This is a genomic window from Geodermatophilus sp. SYSU D01036 (genome assembly GCF_054050435.1).
Genome location: NZ_JBJGZJ010000005.1, coordinates 81401 through 97406, shown reverse-complemented (window position 1 = coordinate 97406; position 16006 = coordinate 81401). Strand labels below are relative to the sequence as shown.

The following is a 16006-nucleotide window of genomic DNA, read 5'->3' as shown; positions in this document are numbered from 1 at the left end:
GCTCCTCGGTCGCTGGCGCTCCCTGCGATGCTCACTCGCTGTGGTCATCGCAGGCCCAGACCGCGCGCCACGATCCCCTTGAGGATCTCGTTGGTGCCGCCGCGCAGCGTGTAGCCCGGCGCGTGCAGCTGTGCCTCGGCCAGCGCCCGGCCCAGCGGGTCGGGGCTGTCCAGCGACGCCGGGACGTCGGCCACCCGGCGCACCTCGTCGACGACGTCCTGCTCGAACGTCGTCCCCATGTCCTTGACCAGCGCGGCCGGGATGTCGGGCAGCTCCCCGCGGTCCAGCGCGGCGGCGATCCGCAGCGACAGCTGGCGCAGCGCCAGTGCCCGCGCGGACAGCCGGCCCAGCGTGGCCAGCTGCGCCGGGTCCTGCGACGACGCGACGCGGCGGCCGAACTCGGCGAGCAGCGGCCAGGTGGACAGGAACCGCTCGGGGCCGGACCGCTCGAAGGCCAGCTCCGCGGTCACCTGGTGCCAGCCGGCGCCCTCGGTGCCCAGCAGCATGTCGCCGGGCACGACGGCGTCCTGGAACACCACCTCGTTGAAGTGGTGGCCGCCGTCGAGGATGCGGATCGGGTTGACCGTGATGCCGGGCAGCGACAGGTCGACCAGCAGCTGGGTCAGGCCCTGGTGCTTGCCGCGCGGGCCCTCCCCGGGCGGGCCGGTGCGCACCAGCACGATCCCGTAGTGGGAGTGGTGCGCGTTCGACGTCCAGATCTTGGCGCCGTTGACCACCCAGTCGCCGTCGGCGTTGCGGGTGGCGCGGGTGCGGATCGAGGCGAGGTCGGAGCCGCTGTCCGGCTCGCTCATGCCGATGACGAAGTAGCACTCCCCCGCGGCGATGCGCGGCAGGATGTCCTTGCGCTGCGCCTCGGTGCCGTAGCGCAGCAGGTTCGGCCCGGACTGCCGGTCGGCGATCCAGTGCGCGGCCACCGGGGCGCCGGCGGCGAGCAGCTCCTCGGTGACGGCGTAGCGCTCCTGCGCGGTGCGCTCGTGGCCGCCGTACTCCTTCGGCCAGGTCATGCCCAGCCAGCCGCGGGCGCCGAGCTTGCGCGAGAACTCCGGGTCGACGCCGGACAGCCAGGTGTCGACGTGCGTGGTGAAGGACCCCGCGGCGAGCTCCTGCGCGAGGAACTCCCGGACCTCCAGGCGGACCCGCTCGGCCGCCTCGGACGGCGGCGCGGGTGCCAGGGTCAACTGGTTGCTGCTCATGACGGACACGTCCCCACGTCGGCGTGGCAGTTGTCGCCCTCGGTTCTACCGTGCGCCCGGGTGCAACACCCGCGCCCGGGTGTGTCGGACGCCCTCCACCCGCCGGGCGGGGACGAGGTCAGCTGCGGTCGTCGCCGCCGGGGAACGCGTCCCGCGCCAGCTGGCGCAGCCCGTCGGCCACGTCACCGGCCACCGTCGTGAGCCGGTCGACGGCGCCGGTGACCAGCCGGCGCACCGCGACGGGGTCCAGCCCCAGCACGGAGCCGAGCCCCGCGGCGACGTCGATCCCCGGGAAGGCGGGGGCCGGCTCGGGCGGCTCCGCCCGCCCCGGCGTCCAGCGCATGGCGTCCCCGGAGACCGTGACGTCCCCAGTCGCGCCCTCGAGCACGTCGGTCAGCTCACTGCGCGTCTGCTCCACGGCGGCCTCCTCGCGCCCGGCCCCGCGGACGGGGCGGTGGCTGCGATGGTCCGCCTCCTCCTCCCGGCCCGCCAGACCCTCGACCGGCAGCCGGGTGAGGACGAGCAGGGCGACGTCGTCGGCGCGGCGGGGCCCGGCCAGCGCGTCGAGCAGCCGGTCGCACAGGGCGTCCGGGCCGGTGTCCCCGGGGGCCGCGGCGGCGACGTCGCACAGCCGGTCCAGCCCCTCGTCGATGTCGGCGGTGCGGCTCTCCACCAGCCCGTCGGTGAACAGGACGAGCGTGGCGCCGGGCCGCAGCCGGCCGCGCCACTCGGGGGCGGGACCCGGCGGGGCGCCGAGCAGCCGGCCCGGGCGGACGTCGAGCAGCGCGGCCCGCCCGCCCTCGACCAGCAGCGGCGGCGGGTGGCCGGCCGAGGCGATCCGCAGCCCGCCGGTGGGCGGGTGCAGCCGGGCGAACAGCGCGGTGGCCATCCGCGGCAGGCCGAGCAGCGGCCAGCTGCCGTGCAGCCGGTCGACCAGCGCCGCCGGCCCCGGCCGGTCCACCAGCAACGCGCGGTGCACGCTGCGCAGCTGGCCCATCGTCGCCGCGGCCGTCACGTCGTGGCCGACGACGTCGCCGACCGCCAGCGCCACCTCGCCGCCGGGCAGCGGGACGACGTCGTGGAAGTCGCCGCCGACGTCGGCGCCGCGGCTGGCCGGCAGGTAGCGGACGGCGACGGCGTACCCCGGGACCTCCGGCGGCGCGGGCGGCAGCAGGCTGGCCTGCAGCGTGTGCGAGGTGTGCTCGTCCAGCTCGTGGCGCTGGGCGACGTCCATGCCCTGCGACATCTGCAGCGCGAGCTGCTCGGCGGTCTCGACGTCGGCCTCGGTGAACGGGCCGCGGCGCACGTCGGCGGCGAGCGAGAGCACCCCGAGCGGCCGGTTCTCCGCGACCAGCGGCACGCAGACGAGGTCGGCCAGCTCCAGCGCCCGGGTGACCTCCCGGTGCCGCGGGCTGGTGGTGGCCCGGGCGAGCTCGGCGTCGGCCGCCCCGCGCAGCCAGACCGTGCGGTGCTGGGTCAGCGCCCGCACGCTCGGGTGCGCGCCGTCGCGGCGGGGCAGGTGCACGTCGCGCAGCTCCTCGACCAGCGGGCGGCGGGCCGGGTCGGCGTGCGCGACCACCGGCTCGGCCAGCCCGTGCTCGGTGAGCACGTCGACGACGCACACGTCGGCCAGCCGGCGGACGGTCAGCTCGGCGAGTCCCGCGATCGTCTCGGTGACCCCGTGCCCGGCGGCCATGAGCCGGGCGGCCTCGAGCAGGAACGCCGACCGGGCCGCCTGCCGGACGGTCTCCTCGTGCAGCCGGACGCGCTCGAGCGCCTGCCCGGCCTGCCGGCCGAGGGTGGCCAGCAGGTCGGCGTCGGCCGGCGCCAGGGAGCCGCGGGCGCCGGGCTCGGCCAGGCTGATCAGCTCGCTGTCGTCGGTGACGCCGAGGACCAGCACCAGCGCGCCGAGGTGCCGGTCGTCGGCCGCCGTCACCGGCACGACGACGACCGCCTCCTGCCCGGCCTCGGCCATCGCCTCCGCGAGCCCCGGCCACCGGTCGCGCAGCGCCGGCCCGACCGGCACCGACCGGACGCCGCCGGTGCGGACCAGCTCCGCGCCGTCCCGCGCCGCCGCGGCCAGCTCGCCGAGCAGGTGCGGCGCCACGTGGTCGCTGGCGGCCAGCGCGACCGGCAGCGGCGCCCCCTCCGGCCCGGGGAGGGCCAGCCACAGCGCGGCGCCGCCGGCCTCCACCGCCGCCCGCGCCCGGCGGACGACGACCTCGGCGACCTGCTCGGCCGACCCCGCCGCGGCCAGCTCGGAGACGACCTGCTGCAGCGTCCGCGCCCGCGCCTCGGACTCGGCCGCGGCCCGCTGCGCGGTGAGCAGCGCCCGCTCGTAGCGCCGCCGCGAGGTCGCCTCGAACACCGTGGCCCGCACCAGCAGCGGCTGCCCGTCCTCGTCGCGGACCTCGACCGCGTTGACCAGGCACGGCAGCACCGACCCGTCCGCGCGGACGACGTCGAGCGCCACCTCGCGGACCGCCCCCTGCAGCCGCAGCAGCGGCGCGAGGTGGGTCTCGTAGAACACCCGGCCGCCGGCGTTGAGCAGGTCGGGCAGCCGCCGGCCGCGGACGTCGCCGGGCTCCCGGCCGGTCCAGGTGCAGAAGGTGCGGTTGACCTTGACCACCCGCCCGTCGGGGACCATCGACAGGTAGCCGCAGGGGGCGTTCTCGTAGAGGTCGGCGGGGTCCTCCTCCAGCAGCCGCGCGAGACCCTCCGGCTGCTCCAGCCGGTCCGGGGGCGGTGCGGGGTCGGTCACGGGCCGGCCGGGCCCCCGAGGAAGGCGCGGATCGCCGCGGTCGTCTCCTCGGGCGCGGACAGGTGCGGGCAGTGCCCGGTGGCGGCCAGCCGCCTGAAGACGCTGCCCGGGACCTGCGCGTGCACGAACCGGCCGACGGGCTCGGGCGCGATCGCGTCGTCGGAGCACTGCAGCACCAGCGTCGGGACCCGGACCGCGGGGAGGTCGGTGCGGTTGTCGGAGAGGAACGTGACCCGGGCGAAGTCGCGGGCGATGCGGGGGTCGGTGCGGCAGAAGCTCTCGGCCAGCTCCGCGGCGACGTCGGGGTGGTCCGGCCCGGCGACCACCGCGGCCAGCGCCGCCGCCCACTGCGCCGGGTTGCTGTCGAGCGACTCCAGCAGCGCGGCGACGTCGGCCCGGCTGAAGCCGCCGGTGTAGTCCTCGTCGTCGACGTAGCGGGGGCTCGGGCCGATCATCACCAGCGCCCCGAACCGGCCGGGGTCGGCCCGCACCGCCAGGACGCCGATCATCGCGCTCACCGAGTGGCCGACCAGGACGACGTCGGTCAGGTCCAGCTCCCGGACGACGTCGAGGAGGTCCTCGGCGTAGCCGCGCAGGGTGCCGTGGCGGACGGGGTCGTAGGCGGAGACGTCGGACCCGCCCGCGCCGACGTGGTCGAACGTGACCACCCGGTGATCGACGGCGAACTCGGGCACCAGGGCCCGCCACATCGTCTGGTCGCAGCCGTACCCGTGCGCGAGCACCATCGGCCGGGCCCCCTCCGGCCCGCTCACGCGCACGCAGTTCCGCGTGACCACCGTCACGCCCGGGACGGTAACGGACGCGAGCGTCCCTGTCCCCGCCCGCCCGCGCACGGACCCCTGTCCCCCCGTGCGGCGGGCTCCTACCCTGCCCCCGTCCCGGACGAGACCCGGTCCGGTCCCTCCCCCCTGAGCTGCACCGGAGGTGTCCCGTGACCGCCGTCCCGACCTCCCTGCGTCCCCCCGCACCCGCCGCGGAGGTGCCCGCCGCGACCCGGGCCGGCGACTCCCAGCGCGTCCTGCACCGGCTGGTCCGCCGGGAGCTGCGGACCCTCGCCGAGCTGGCGACCTGGGCGCCGCCCGGTGACGCCGCGCGCACCGCGGCCCTGACCCGGCACGCCGACCTGCTCGGGCGGGTGCTGCTGGGCCACCACGCCGTGGAGCGCGAGCTGCTGTGGCCGGCCCTGGAGCGCGCGCTGCCGGCCGGCGCCGCGGGGCCCGCGCGGGCGCGGGTGGCCGCGTGGACCACCCGCTGCGCCGCCGTCGACAACCGGCTGCGCGACCTGTCCACCGCCGCCCGGCAGTGGGCGGTCGCCGGCACGCCGCCGGCCCGCGACGCCTTCGCCCTGGCCTGCCTGGACCTGGCGGCGGTCGTGGACGCGCAGACGGCGGCCGAGGAGCGGGAGCTGCTGCCGCTGCTGGAGGCGCACCTGCCGGCACGGGAGTGGACGGCGATCGTGCACGCCGCGCGGCCGGCGCTGTCGGGCCGCGAGCGGCTGACGGTGCTGGGGCTGGCCCTCGAGGACGCCGCACCGGCGGAGCAGGCGCGGCTGATGGCGGGGCTGGGCAGGGGCACCCGGCTGGTGTGGCGGCTGGCCGGGCGGGCCCGCTACCGCGCGGCGGTGGTGCGGCTGCGGGGTGCCCCGCCGGCGCACTGAACGGCGGGCCGAGGGAGCGGGCGCGACGACGGGCCCGCTCCCGGAGGGGTCAGTAGCGCGACGTGCCGCAGTCCCGGCAGCGCTTCTTGGCCGTGGTGGTCTCGCCGTGGCAGTTCGGGCAGGTCCAGGACGCCCGCTCGGTGGGGCGCTCGGTGGTGGTCGTGGACATGGTGTTCTCCCCTGTCGTCCGGGAGCCCCCGACGGTAGGCAGCCGGGATGTCGGGCAGGTGTCCTGCGGGTTGCGGGACGACGCGGTCTCCCCTGACTCCCCGCTCATCCCGCTCCGCTGACTCCCCACCCATCCCGCCAGGGCGCACTGGCAGCCCACTGGTACGCGGGTGCAAGCCGGGCCTCCAGTCGGCGCCCAGTCCCGTACAGGGGGTGCGCGGGAGCGTCCTCGCAGCGAGCCGGACCGCGGCTCGACCACCGAGGAGGCACTGCCATGACCCGCACCGCCCCGACCCGCACCCGCGCCGCCCGCACCCTGCTGCGCACCGCCGTCCCCGCGACCGCGTTCGCCGCCGTGCTCGCCGGCGCCGGCACCGCGTCGGCCGGCTCGGTCGCCTACAACGCCTACGACACCGACGCCAACGGCTACGTCGACCTGTACGCCTTCGACGACAGCGGCGACTGGTACGAGGACACCTGGGCCGTCGACTGGGACGAGGACGGCTACGTCGAGCAGGTCGCCGTCGACACCGACCTCGACGGCTGGGCCGACACCTTCGCCTTCGACGGTGACGAGGACGGCTACGTCGAGGAGGTCGGCGTCGACACCACCGGCAACGGCCTGCCCGACGTGTGGGGCGCCGACTCCGACCTCGACGGCTACGTGGACGCCGCCGCCTACGACGTCGACGACGACGGGTACGCCGACTTCTCCGAGCCGATGGCCCCGACCTCCTACGCCTACGCCTCGGTGACCTACGTCTTCGCCGAGGCCGACGGCTGGACCTACTGGGAGGTGTCGGTCCAGTACGGCTACGGCCTGACCGCCGACCAGGACGACAGCGGGATCGAGCCGGCGGCCGGCGGGACGTTCGCCGCCGCCGAGGACACCGCCGCGGGGGACACCGCCGCCGACGGCCCCGCGCACGAGTGGACCGGCGACCCGGTCGCCACCGCGGTGCGGGAGCTCGCCGGCCTCTTCTGAGCCGGCCGATGAGTCCAGCGCCCGGCGCCGGTCCCGAGGAGGTGGCCGTCTTCCTCCTCGTCCCCGGCGCCGGTGGGCGCGCCTGGTACTGGCACCGCCTGGTCCCCGAGCTCGAACGCCGGGGTCACCAGGCGGTCGCCGTCGACCTGCCCGCGGACGACGACACCGCCGGGCTCCGGCGGTACGCCGAGGTGGCGACGGCCGCGCTCGACGCCCGGTCCGCGGACGGGGACGCCGTGGTGGTCGGGCAGTCGATGGGCGGGCTCACCGCGCCGCTGGTGGCCGACCGCCGCCCGGTGCGGCTGCTGGTCCTGCTCAACGCGATGGTGCCGCGGCCCGGCGAGACCGGCGGGGAGTGGTGGGACGCCGTCGGTCAGGCGGAGGCCCGGGCGGCGTGTGCCCGCGCGCAGGGCCGGCCCGTGGACGACGACGTCGAGTCCGACTTCTCCCACGACGTGCCGCCGGAGGTGTGGGCCGCCGGGGCCGAGCACGCCGACGACCAGTCGGGGACCCCGTTCGGCGAGCCGTGGCCGCTGGCCGCCTGGCCCGCCGTGCCCACGCGGGTGCTCGCCGGCGCGGAGGACCGCTTCTTCCCGGTCGCGCTGCAGCGGCGGGTGGCCCGCGAGCGGCTGGGCCTGGGGATCGTCGAGGTCCCCGGCGGGCACCTGTGCGCGCTGAGCCGGCCGGTGGCACTGGCGGACGCCCTCGACGCCCTGGTGGCGCAGACCTCGCCCCGACACGCGGGCGGGAGATGACAGCGAGGGGGTGAAAGGCGCAGGATGGTCGATTGCCGCGCGCGCCAGGAATGGCGCGCGAAATGGCACCGAGGAGAACTTCGGCCATTCTAGCAGAGGGAAGTGCATTGCCGGCGAGCCCGTCCGACGTCGTCCCCGACCCCGACCTCGCCTCCGCGCGGGACCTGGCCCTCGAGCAGGAGTACGTCACCGACCTGTACCGCCGGCTGGACGCGGCCCGCGAGCTGGCCAGCACCCGCTGGCGGCAGGCGATCACCTGGCCGGCCGTCGACCCGCAGGCGCTGCAGGAGCGCGACGCCACCGTCCGCTTCCACGGCGAGCGGGTGGTCGCGCTCGACGCCGCCGAGGCCGGGCTGGTGGTCGGCCGCATCGACCGCGCCGACGACGGCGGCGCCCTCTACGTCGGCCGGATCGGCCTGCCCGGCGACGACCCGGCGCGGGACCCGGCGCTGGTCGACTGGCGGGCGCCCGCGGCCCGGCCGTTCTACGTCGCGACGCCGGTGCAGCCGCTGGGCATCGTGCGCCGCCGGCACATCCGCACCCGCGGGCGCACCGTCGTCCGCCTCGACGACGAGGTGCTCACCGACGGCGTCATGGGCTCGGGCCTGACCGGCGAGACCGCGCTGCTGGCCGCGCTCGACGCCTCGCGCACCGGGCGGATGACCGACATCGTCCGCACCATCCAGGCCGAGCAGGACCGGGTGATCCGCAGCGACGCCGCGGGCGTGCTCGTCGTCCAGGGCGGGCCGGGCACCGGCAAGACCGCCGTCGCGCTGCACCGGGCGGCCTACCTGCTCTACACGCACCGCGAGCGGCTGGCCCGCCGCGGCCTGCTCGTCGTCGGCCCGACGCCGACGTTCCTGCGCTACATCGCCGACGTGCTGCCTTCCCTCGGCGAGACCGGCGTGCTGCTGGCCGGGCTCGGGCAGCTGCGCCCGGGCCTGGACGCCCGCGGCGCGGAGTCGCCGGAGACCGCGGCGGTCAAGGGCCGGCTGGAGATGGTCGACGTGCTGCGCGCCGCGATCGCCGACCGGCAGGTGGTGCCCGCCGCGCCGCGGGAGGTCGAGGTCGACGGGTTCCGGCTGCGGCTGCGGCCGATCGACGTCACCCGCGCGCGGAACGCGGCGCGGCGCGCGGACCCGCTGCACAACCTGGCCCGGCCGGTGTTCGTCCGCCGCGTCGTCGACACGCTGACCAAGCGCTACGCCGACCGGCTCGGCCGGGACGTGGACGGCGGCGCGGGCCTGCTCGACCGGGAGGACGTCGCCGCGCTGCGCCGCGAGGTGAGCGAGGACCCGGGCGTGCGGTCGCTGCTGGCCGAGCTGTGGCCGGTGCTCACCCCCGAGCGGCTGCTCACCGACCTGTTCGCCGACCCGGCGCGGATCGCCGCGGCCACCCCCGGCTGGTCCGACGCCGACCGCGCGCTGCTGCACCGCCCGCGCGGCAGCGAGTGGACCCCCGCCGACGTGCCGCTGCTCGAGGAGGCCGAGGAGCTGCTCGGCTTCGACGACAGCGCGCAGCGCGCCCGCGCCGACCGGGACCGCCGCCGCGCGCTGCAGCGGGCGCAGGAGACCCTCGACGTGCTGCACGGCTCCCGGTCGGTGGACCTGGAGGACGAGCACCTGGAGGCCGAGGTGCTCAGCGCCGGCGACCTGCTGTCGGCCGAGGACCTCGCCGACCGGCAGCGCGAGCTGGACCTGCGCACCACCGCCGAGCGGGCCGCCGCCGACCGCACGTGGACCTTCGGGCACGTCGTCGTCGACGAGGCGCAGGAGCTCTCGCCGATGGCCTGGCGGCTGCTGGTGCGCCGCTGCCCGACCCGGTCGATGACCGTCGTCGGCGACGTCGCGCAGACCGGCAGCCTGGGCGGCGCGCAGCGGTGGGACGCCGTCCTGCGCCCGCACGTCGGCGACGCGTTCCGGCTGGAGGAGCTGACCGTCAACTACCGCACCCCGGCCGAGGTGATGGCGGTGGCCGCCGACGTGCTGGCCGCGACCGGCACCGGGCTGCGACCGCCGCGGTCGGTGCGCAGCGGCGGCACGCCGCCGGTCGCGGAGGTCACCGGGGAGTCCGCGCTGGCCGGGCGGGTCGCCGCGGTCGCCGCGGACCTCGCCGCCCGGGAGGGGACGACGGCGGTGCTCGTGCCGCCGAGCCGGGTGGCCGGCGTGGTCGCGGCCCTCGGGGAGCTGCGGCCGGACGTGCAGTCCGGGCCGGGCGCGGACTCCTCGCTGGGGCCGGTGGTGCTCACGCCGGGCGAGGCCAAGGGCCTCGAGTTCGACTCGGTGGTGGTCGCCGACCCGCAGGGCGTCCTCGACGAGGGCGTGCGCGGGCTCAACGACCTCTACGTCGCGCTCACCCGCGCCACCCAGCGGCTGACCGTGCTCTCCCCCGGCCCGCTGCCCGCGGTGCTCGGCCGGCTGGGGGCCGCCGCGGCCTAGCCTGGCCCAACCGCGGGCGCAGTGGAGCGCAAGCGCCGTCCGGAGGGTGGACGGCGTGTCCCGCTCACGCCTGCCGACCGTGTCCGTCCTGCTCCCCGCCGTGCTGCTCGCGACGGCCGCGTGCTCCCCGGCCCCGGCGGCCGCGCCCTGGTCCGCCGCGCCGGCGGCCGAGGCCTCGCAGACCACCGTGTCCGTGCCCGGCAGCGGCCCGGCCGGGGACCACACCGATGCCCGCGGGGTCTCCTCCGGCCCGGACGGCACCACCCTCGTCCTGTTGGCCGGGGCCGACGCCGGCGTGGACGCCGCCGCGCCGGGCGCCGCGCTCGCCGTCGTCGGCCCGGACGGCACCACGGTGCAGGCGACGGCGGAGCTCGCGCCCGGCTCCCGCCCGGACACCGCGTTCGGCTCCGGCGGTGCGGCCGTGGTCGCCGGCCCGGTGTGGCCGGGCACGGGACCGGTCGGCTACGCGCTGCAGGTCGTCGACCCGGCGACCGGGACGGTCACCGCCACCCTCCCGGTCGCCGTCCCCGGGGACGTGCTGCTCACCGGCTCGGCCGCGGCCGTGGGCCCCGACGGCGTCCTGTACGTGGCCGTGTCCCGCAGCGCCGGTCCCCCGCTGCTGCTCGCCGTGGACCCGGCCACCGGCGCGGTCCTCGCCTCCGCCGACGCCGACCTCGCCGTCGAGGGCGTCGAGCCCACCTCCGCGGAGGTCGGTGCGGTGGCGGTCTCCCCCGACGGCTCCCGGGTGGTCGTGGTCGCGAGGACCCTGGGACCCGACACGGGCGCGCCGGCCCGCAGCCTGCTGCTGGCCCTGACACCGGACCTGCTGCCGCGGAGCGCGCCGGTCGACCTCGCGCCCGGCTTCGTCCGCGCCGAGGTCCAGGACGTGGTCGTGGTCGGTGACGGCACCGTGTACGCGGTGGTCCGCGGGGCCGACGCCGACGGCGCCGACCGCGAGCACGTGGTGGCCGTGACCGTGGCTGCGACCGCGCCCGCGGTGCTCACCGCCGACGGCGCCTTCCGCGGCACACCGGTCACCGACGCCGAGTTCGACGGGACGGCGCTGTGGCTGACGCTGCAGCAGGAGTCGGCCGCGGCGTCGGTGGTCGTCGTCGACGTCGTGACGGGCGAGGTCGGGGCGCCGCTCGGCCTGTGCGACGAGCTGGTCGGGTACCTCCACGCCGGGGACGACGGCCGCATCGCCGTCACCGCGCGGTGCGACGGCGAGGCCGTGCTCTGGTGGCTCGACCCCCGCTGATCCCTCCTCGGCGGACGCTCGTGCTCTGCCCACTGGGGGGGGCAGAGCACGAGCGCACGGAGGGACACCCGTCCGCCCTCCCTTCGAGCTCTGCCCCACGGGCAGACAGAGCACGAGCGCGCGGAACGGGTCAGCGCGGCTGCATCACCACGCGGCTGGCCGGCAGGGCGGGGATGCGGTGCAGCGCGATGGTCAGATCCTGGCCGGGAGCGAAGTCCGCCCGCAGCCGGGCGAGCCGGGGCGCCAGCGCGGCGAGCAGCGCGACCGTGATCCGCTCGCCCGGGCAGCGGTGGTTGGTCCGCGGGTCGCCGCCGCCCTGGGGCACCAGCTCGAACTCGCCGATCCCGCGGCCGAGGAACCGCTCGGGGCTGAAGGCGTAGGGCTCCTCCCACAGGTCCGGGTCGTGGTTCTGCCCGTACAGGTCGAGCAGCACCATCGCGTTCCTCGGGATCGTCTGCCCGGCGAACTCCAGCCGCTGCGGCGCCCGGCCGCCGATGAACGGCGCGAAGGGGTAGAAGCGCCGCACCTCGTGCGCCCACGCCTCGGCGAAGGAGGCGTCGGCGGCGGCCAGCTTGCCGCGGTAGTCGGGCCAGGTGGCGAGCGCGTGCCCGGAGAAGGCCAGGAACCAGGCGACGGCGGTGGTCGGGCGGATGACGTTGAGCAGCTCGACGGCGGCCACCCGCGGGTCGAGCAGCCCGCCGTCGGCGTCCCGGTGCGCGGCCACGACCTGCAGCACCGACCCCGCCGGCACGACCAGCTCCCCGGACCGCACCCGCTGCACGATCCCGGCGAGCCACTCCTCCCGCCGGCCGCGGGCCCGCCGCGCGCGCCAGTGCCGCGGCCCGGCGGTGGCGAAGCCGTCGACCATCGCCAGCAGGTCGCGGGCGAGCGCGGGCACCTCGTCGTCGGCGACCGTGATCCCCGCCCACCGGGTGACCGCGCCGGCGATCACCCGCGCCGACTCGTCGAACAGCACGAACTGCGGGCGGGTGGCCCATTCGCGGGCGGCGTCGTCCCAGGCGGCGGCGGCCCGCTCGGTGAGCGCCTCGATCGCGGCGGGGTCCATGAGCACCTGGACGAACATCGCCTTGCGCACCCGGTGCGCCTCGCCGTCGAGGGTGTGCACCGCGCCCTTGCCGAACAGCGTGCCCTGCACCGGCTCGGGGATGGCGTGCGCGCGGTGCACGTGGTCCTCGTCGTAGAGGAACCGCGCCGCCTCGGGGCCCTCGATGCCGACCGCGGGCAGGCCGCCCAGCCGCGTCCCGACGGCGTGCCGGCCGCGGGCGCGGCGCAGGTCGGGCAGCCAGGCGTAGCCCTTGGTGAGCAGGGCGAGGGAGTTCTCCAGGCGCATGGGTCCCGCGGTTCCCCGTGCGGGGCCGGGCCAACCTCAGCCCGGGCGCTGTTGCTGCAGCCGGTCGTCGCGGGCGTCGGTGGCCTCGTCGACGGGGCGGTCGTCGGCGGACCCGTCGCGGCGGCCGCCCGAGCGCCCGGCGCCCAGTCGGCGCAGCAGCGCGGCCACCTCCCCGGCCGCCGACGGCGTCGACGCCCCCTCCGGCAGCGCCTCGGCGACCCTCTGCAGCGCCTCGGCGAGCACCCGCTCCTCGTCCGAGAGCATCCCGCGGTAGGCCGGGTCGAGCAGGTACCCGGTGGGCGGCGTGGACAGGCAGCCGAGCAGGTCCAGCAGCACCTCCAGCCGGCGCGCGGCCTCGGCCGGCGAGGCGTCCGCCCCGCCCATCGCCACCGTCTCCACGTCCTGCTCCCACAGCCGGCTGCGGGCGGCGTCCTCGCGCAGCGCGAGCACCGTGCCGGAGCGGCGGCGCGGCTCGCGCCCGGGCACCTGCACCGCGCTGCGCACCTGGTGGGCGATGCGGATCAGGTCGTCGTCGAGCATCGAGGTGCCCACGAACAGCACGTGCCGGGTGAGCAGCAGCGAGTGCAGGACGCCGGAGAGCGCGGCGCGGGAGTCGCCGAGCTGCAGGTACTCCTCGCGGGTCAGCACGACGCCGGCCGGGTGCGCGGCGTCGCCGTGCAGCTTGAGCAGCCACGGCCGGCCGGGCCGGGGCTCGTCGTAGGGCAGCACCGACAGCTCCCGGCCCATGTCGGCGGCGGCCAGCTCGACCAGCGGGTCGTAGTTGGTGGTCACGAACTCCTGCACGGGCAGGTCGGCGATCAGCGCGTGCGCCAGCGCGTACGGCCCGGGGCCGAAGCGCTCCTGCACGAAGCGCTCGAGCTCGTCGCGGCCGAGCTCCCGGGCAAGCAGCGCCGCGGCGTCCTGCGGAGGCAGCCGGGACAGCCCCTCGCGCAGGTCCTCGTCGAGGCCCGAGCGGGCGGCCAGCTCCCCGAGCAGCTCCTCCCACGTCGGCAGGCCGGCGGCGGCGCTGACCCCGGCGCCGATGAACAGCGCCAGCTGGCCGCGGCGGGCGCGCTCCCCCAGCTGCTCGGCCAGCGCCCTCAGCGGCTCGGGCAGGTCCCAGCCGGCGTCGTCGCCGCGGCGCACCCGCTGGGCGGCGGCGAGGTCGCTGGGCCCGCGCAGCACCAGCGCGACGTCGAAGCCGTGCTCGTCGGCGGCCTCGCGCAGCACCGGCAGCAGCTGCTGCAGCAGGTCCCCGCGCCGCCCGGCCGCCCCGCCCCAGCCGGTGCCCAGCGCCGGCAGCCCGACCAGCCGCCGCGCCCGGCCGTGCACCGGCTCGGTCACCTCGCGGCGGGCGACCGCGGCCAGCGCCTCGCGGGCGCCGTCGAGCAGCCAGCCCAGCCCGCGGCCGCAGTCGTCGACGGTGTCGAGCAGCCAGGCCCGCCGCGGCCCGGTGCCGGGGACCTCGAGCACCCGCTCGTCGCCGTGCCACCCCAGGTCGACGCACACGCCGTCGGCGTCCTCGTCCCTCACCAGGTCGTCGGGCAGCAGCGCCCGCCAGCTGGCGGCGATGCGCAGCGTGCGGCCGGTGGGCACGAGGACGTCGTCGCAGGACAGGCGGGTGAGGTCGGCGCCGACGACGAAGACGTGTCCACTCACGCCCGCTCCCTACCCACGACACCGCCGGGACGGAACGAGATCGGGCGACTCGCGACCGGAGCGGCCGCGTCAGCCGGCCTGCGGGACGCCGCAGCCGCCGGCCGAGCAGGCGCAGCCCCCGCACCCGGCCGGGCGGGCCGGCGCCGGGGCGTGGGCGACCGCGCGCAGCCCGGCCGCGGCGACCAGCAGCGGCACCGCCGCCAGGCCGGCGGCCAGGGCGGCGACCACCGTGGCGACGTCGGCGGCGCGCCCGGCGCCCTGGACGGCGAGGGTGCCGGCGAGCAGCGCGCCGACCAGCACGGTCCACACCAGCAGCGCCGCGCCGCCGCGGCGGGCGGCGCCCCCGCGGGCGAACGCGACGGCCGAGCCGGCCAGCAGCACCAGCGGCACGCCGGCGAGCAGCACCCAGCCGGTCGCGGCGGCGGAGACGACGGCCACCGCGACCGCGGCGACCCCACCGGCGACGGCGGCCGCCCCGGCCGGGACCGACCCCGCGCGCAACAGCCCCGCGCCGCGGGCGGCGGCGAGGACGCCCAGCCCGCCGAGCAGCAGCCGGGCGCCGAGGTCACCGGTCACGACGGCGAGCACCGCGAGGACGACGAGCACGACGCCGAGGGCGGCGCGCAGCGGCCAGGCGCGGCGGGCGACGTCCCGTTCGGTGCGGAGAGGAGCGGTGCCCGTCCTCGTGCGTGCTGTCTTCGTGCGTGCCGCCGTCGCGTTGACCACGACGCCCAGTGTCCCGCATCGGCCGCCGGACCCGCCGCGGCGGCCCGGTGCGTGCGACGCTCGGGTCCCCGCGCGAGCAGGCGCACGGGCGAGGACGACGGGGGCGGCGTGACCGAGGGCGGGGTCCGGGCGCCCCAGCGCGCTGCCCGCAGCCGCCTGCTCGAGCACGTCGCCCGCGCCGGGCTGGTCGGCTGCGCGCTCATCCACCTGCTGGTCGCCTGGCTGGCGGTGCAGCTCGGCTGGGGCACGCCCGGACTGGTCGCCCCCGCCGAGTCCACCGACTCCGCGGGCGCGCTCGCCCTCCTCGCCGCCACCCCGCTGGGCAACGTGCTGCTGTGGGTGCTGGCCGGCGCGCTGGCCGGCCTGTGCCTGTGGCAGGCGGTCGAGGTGCTGCGCCACCACCACCGGCTGCCGCCGCCGGGCCGCGAGCGCCGCGCGGCGCTGGTGCAGGTGGTCAAGACCGTGGGGACGGCGGCGTTCTACGGCTACCTGGCGGTGGCCGCCGTCCGGCAGGCCCTGGGCCTGGTGCACGCACCGGCCGAGGACCGCGAGGCCGTGCGGGGCGTCCTGTCGTGGCCGGCCGGGCAGGAGCTGGTGGTGGGCGTCGCGGCGCTCGTCGTCGGCATCGGGCTCTACCACGTGCGCAAGGGCCTGCGGTCGGACTTCCTCGGCGAGCTCGACCTCCGCACCGTCGCCCCGGCGCTGTGCCGGCTCACCCACCGCTTCGCCCAGGTCGGCTTCGTGCTCAAGGGCGTGGCGCTGGTCCTCGTCGGCGGCGTCGTCGGCTGGGCCGCGGCGACCTTCGACCCGGCGCGCGCCACCGGTCTCGACGGCGCGCTGTGGGCCGTCGCCGGGGAGCCCTACGGCCGGTGGCTGCTGGTCGTCGTCGCCACCGGGCTGGCCTCCTTCGCCGTCTACCTGCTGGCCCGGGCCCGGCACCCGGTCGGCTGACCGGCGCGGCGGCCGTCCCCGTGCCACGCTGATCGCCGCACAGGAGCGGACCGAGGAGGGCG

Annotated in this window: 12 protein-coding genes; 6 read left to right on the top strand and 6 right to left on the bottom strand. The window is 77.9% G+C overall.

Annotation, left to right across the window (positions count from 1 at the left end; all coding sequences use genetic code 11):
• Nucleotides 1–44: 44 nt before the first annotated feature.
• The 3 genes from ACI8AR_RS08025 to ACI8AR_RS08015 form a co-directional block, all read right to left on the bottom strand.
• The gene (locus ACI8AR_RS08025) at nt 45–1214 is read right to left on the bottom strand and encodes an acyl-CoA dehydrogenase family protein (RefSeq protein WP_457050537.1); all 1170 of its coding nucleotides are present in this window, start codon (nt 1212–1214) and stop codon (nt 45–47) included.
• 118 nt (nt 1215–1332) lie between these two features.
• Complete coding sequence (locus ACI8AR_RS08020) at nt 1333–3975, bottom strand: SpoIIE family protein phosphatase (protein WP_457050536.1); 2643 nt, start codon at nt 3973–3975, stop codon at nt 1333–1335.
• Entirely contained in the window at nt 3972–4778 is an 807-nt protein-coding gene (locus ACI8AR_RS08015; RefSeq protein WP_457050535.1) for an alpha/beta fold hydrolase, read from the bottom strand. The genes ACI8AR_RS08020 and ACI8AR_RS08015 overlap by 4 nt, the downstream gene beginning before the upstream one ends.
• A 149-nt stretch (nt 4779–4927) precedes the next feature.
• On the opposite strand from ACI8AR_RS08015, the gene ACI8AR_RS08010 reads away from it, so the two are divergent.
• From ACI8AR_RS08010 to ACI8AR_RS07990, 5 genes are all read left to right on the top strand, one after another.
• On the top strand, nt 4928–5653 hold the full coding sequence (locus tag ACI8AR_RS08010; RefSeq protein ID WP_457050534.1) for a hemerythrin domain-containing protein: 726 nt from the start codon (nt 4928–4930) through the stop codon (nt 5651–5653).
• Nucleotides 5654–6095: 442 nt separating this feature from the next.
• Entirely contained in the window at nt 6096–6806 is a 711-nt protein-coding gene (locus tag ACI8AR_RS08005; RefSeq protein WP_457050533.1) for a hypothetical protein, read from the top strand.
• Between the two features lie 41 nt (nt 6807–6847).
• Nucleotides 6848–7561, top strand: coding sequence for an alpha/beta fold hydrolase (locus ACI8AR_RS08000; RefSeq protein WP_457050532.1), 714 nt, complete (start codon nt 6848–6850; stop codon nt 7559–7561).
• Nucleotides 7562–7668: 107 nt separating this feature from the next.
• Nucleotides 7669–9999 (top strand): HelD family protein, encoded by a 2331-nt coding sequence (locus tag ACI8AR_RS07995; protein WP_457050531.1) that lies wholly within the window; start codon nt 7669–7671, stop codon nt 9997–9999.
• Between the two features lie 55 nt (nt 10000–10054).
• Nucleotides 10055–11257: a hypothetical protein gene (locus ACI8AR_RS07990; RefSeq protein WP_457050530.1), complete on the top strand. Its 1203-nt coding sequence runs from the start codon at nt 10055–10057 to the stop codon at nt 11255–11257.
• Between the two features lie 130 nt (nt 11258–11387).
• On the opposite strand, the gene ACI8AR_RS07985 is transcribed toward ACI8AR_RS07990, so the two are convergent.
• The 3 genes from ACI8AR_RS07985 to ACI8AR_RS07975 all read right to left on the bottom strand — a co-directional run bounded on the left by ACI8AR_RS07985 (nt 11388) and on the right by ACI8AR_RS07975 (nt 14993).
• A complete protein-coding gene (locus ACI8AR_RS07985) occupies nt 11388–12608 on the bottom strand; it encodes a cytochrome P450 (RefSeq protein WP_457050529.1) in 1221 nt (406 codons plus the stop codon).
• Between the two features lie 36 nt (nt 12609–12644).
• On the bottom strand, nt 12645–14267 hold the full coding sequence (locus ACI8AR_RS07980) for an SIR2 family protein (RefSeq protein WP_457050528.1): 1623 nt from the start codon (nt 14265–14267) through the stop codon (nt 12645–12647).
• 69 nt (nt 14268–14336) lie between these two features.
• On the bottom strand, nt 14337–14993 hold the full coding sequence (locus ACI8AR_RS07975) for a hypothetical protein (protein WP_457050527.1): 657 nt from the start codon (nt 14991–14993) through the stop codon (nt 14337–14339).
• A gap of 108 nt (nt 14994–15101) precedes the next feature.
• On the opposite strand from ACI8AR_RS07975, the gene ACI8AR_RS07970 reads away from it, so the two are divergent.
• Nucleotides 15102–15944, top strand: coding sequence for a DUF1206 domain-containing protein (locus ACI8AR_RS07970; RefSeq protein WP_457050526.1), 843 nt, complete (start codon nt 15102–15104; stop codon nt 15942–15944).
• The last annotated feature ends 62 nt before the right edge of the window (nt 15945–16006 follow it).

Bases quoted from the DNA above. Each gene is read 5' to 3' on its own strand.
- ACI8AR_RS07985 (WP_457050529.1), bottom strand. From the start codon at position 12,608: ATGCGCCTGGAGAACTCCCTCGCCCTGCTCACCAAGGGCTACGCCTGG.
- ACI8AR_RS08005 (WP_457050533.1), top strand. From the start codon at position 6,096: ATGACCCGCACCGCCCCGACCCGCACCCGCGCCGCCCGCACCCTGCTG.
- ACI8AR_RS08025 (WP_457050537.1), bottom strand. From the start codon at position 1,214: ATGAGCAGCAACCAGTTGACCCTGGCACCCGCGCCGCCGTCCGAGGCG.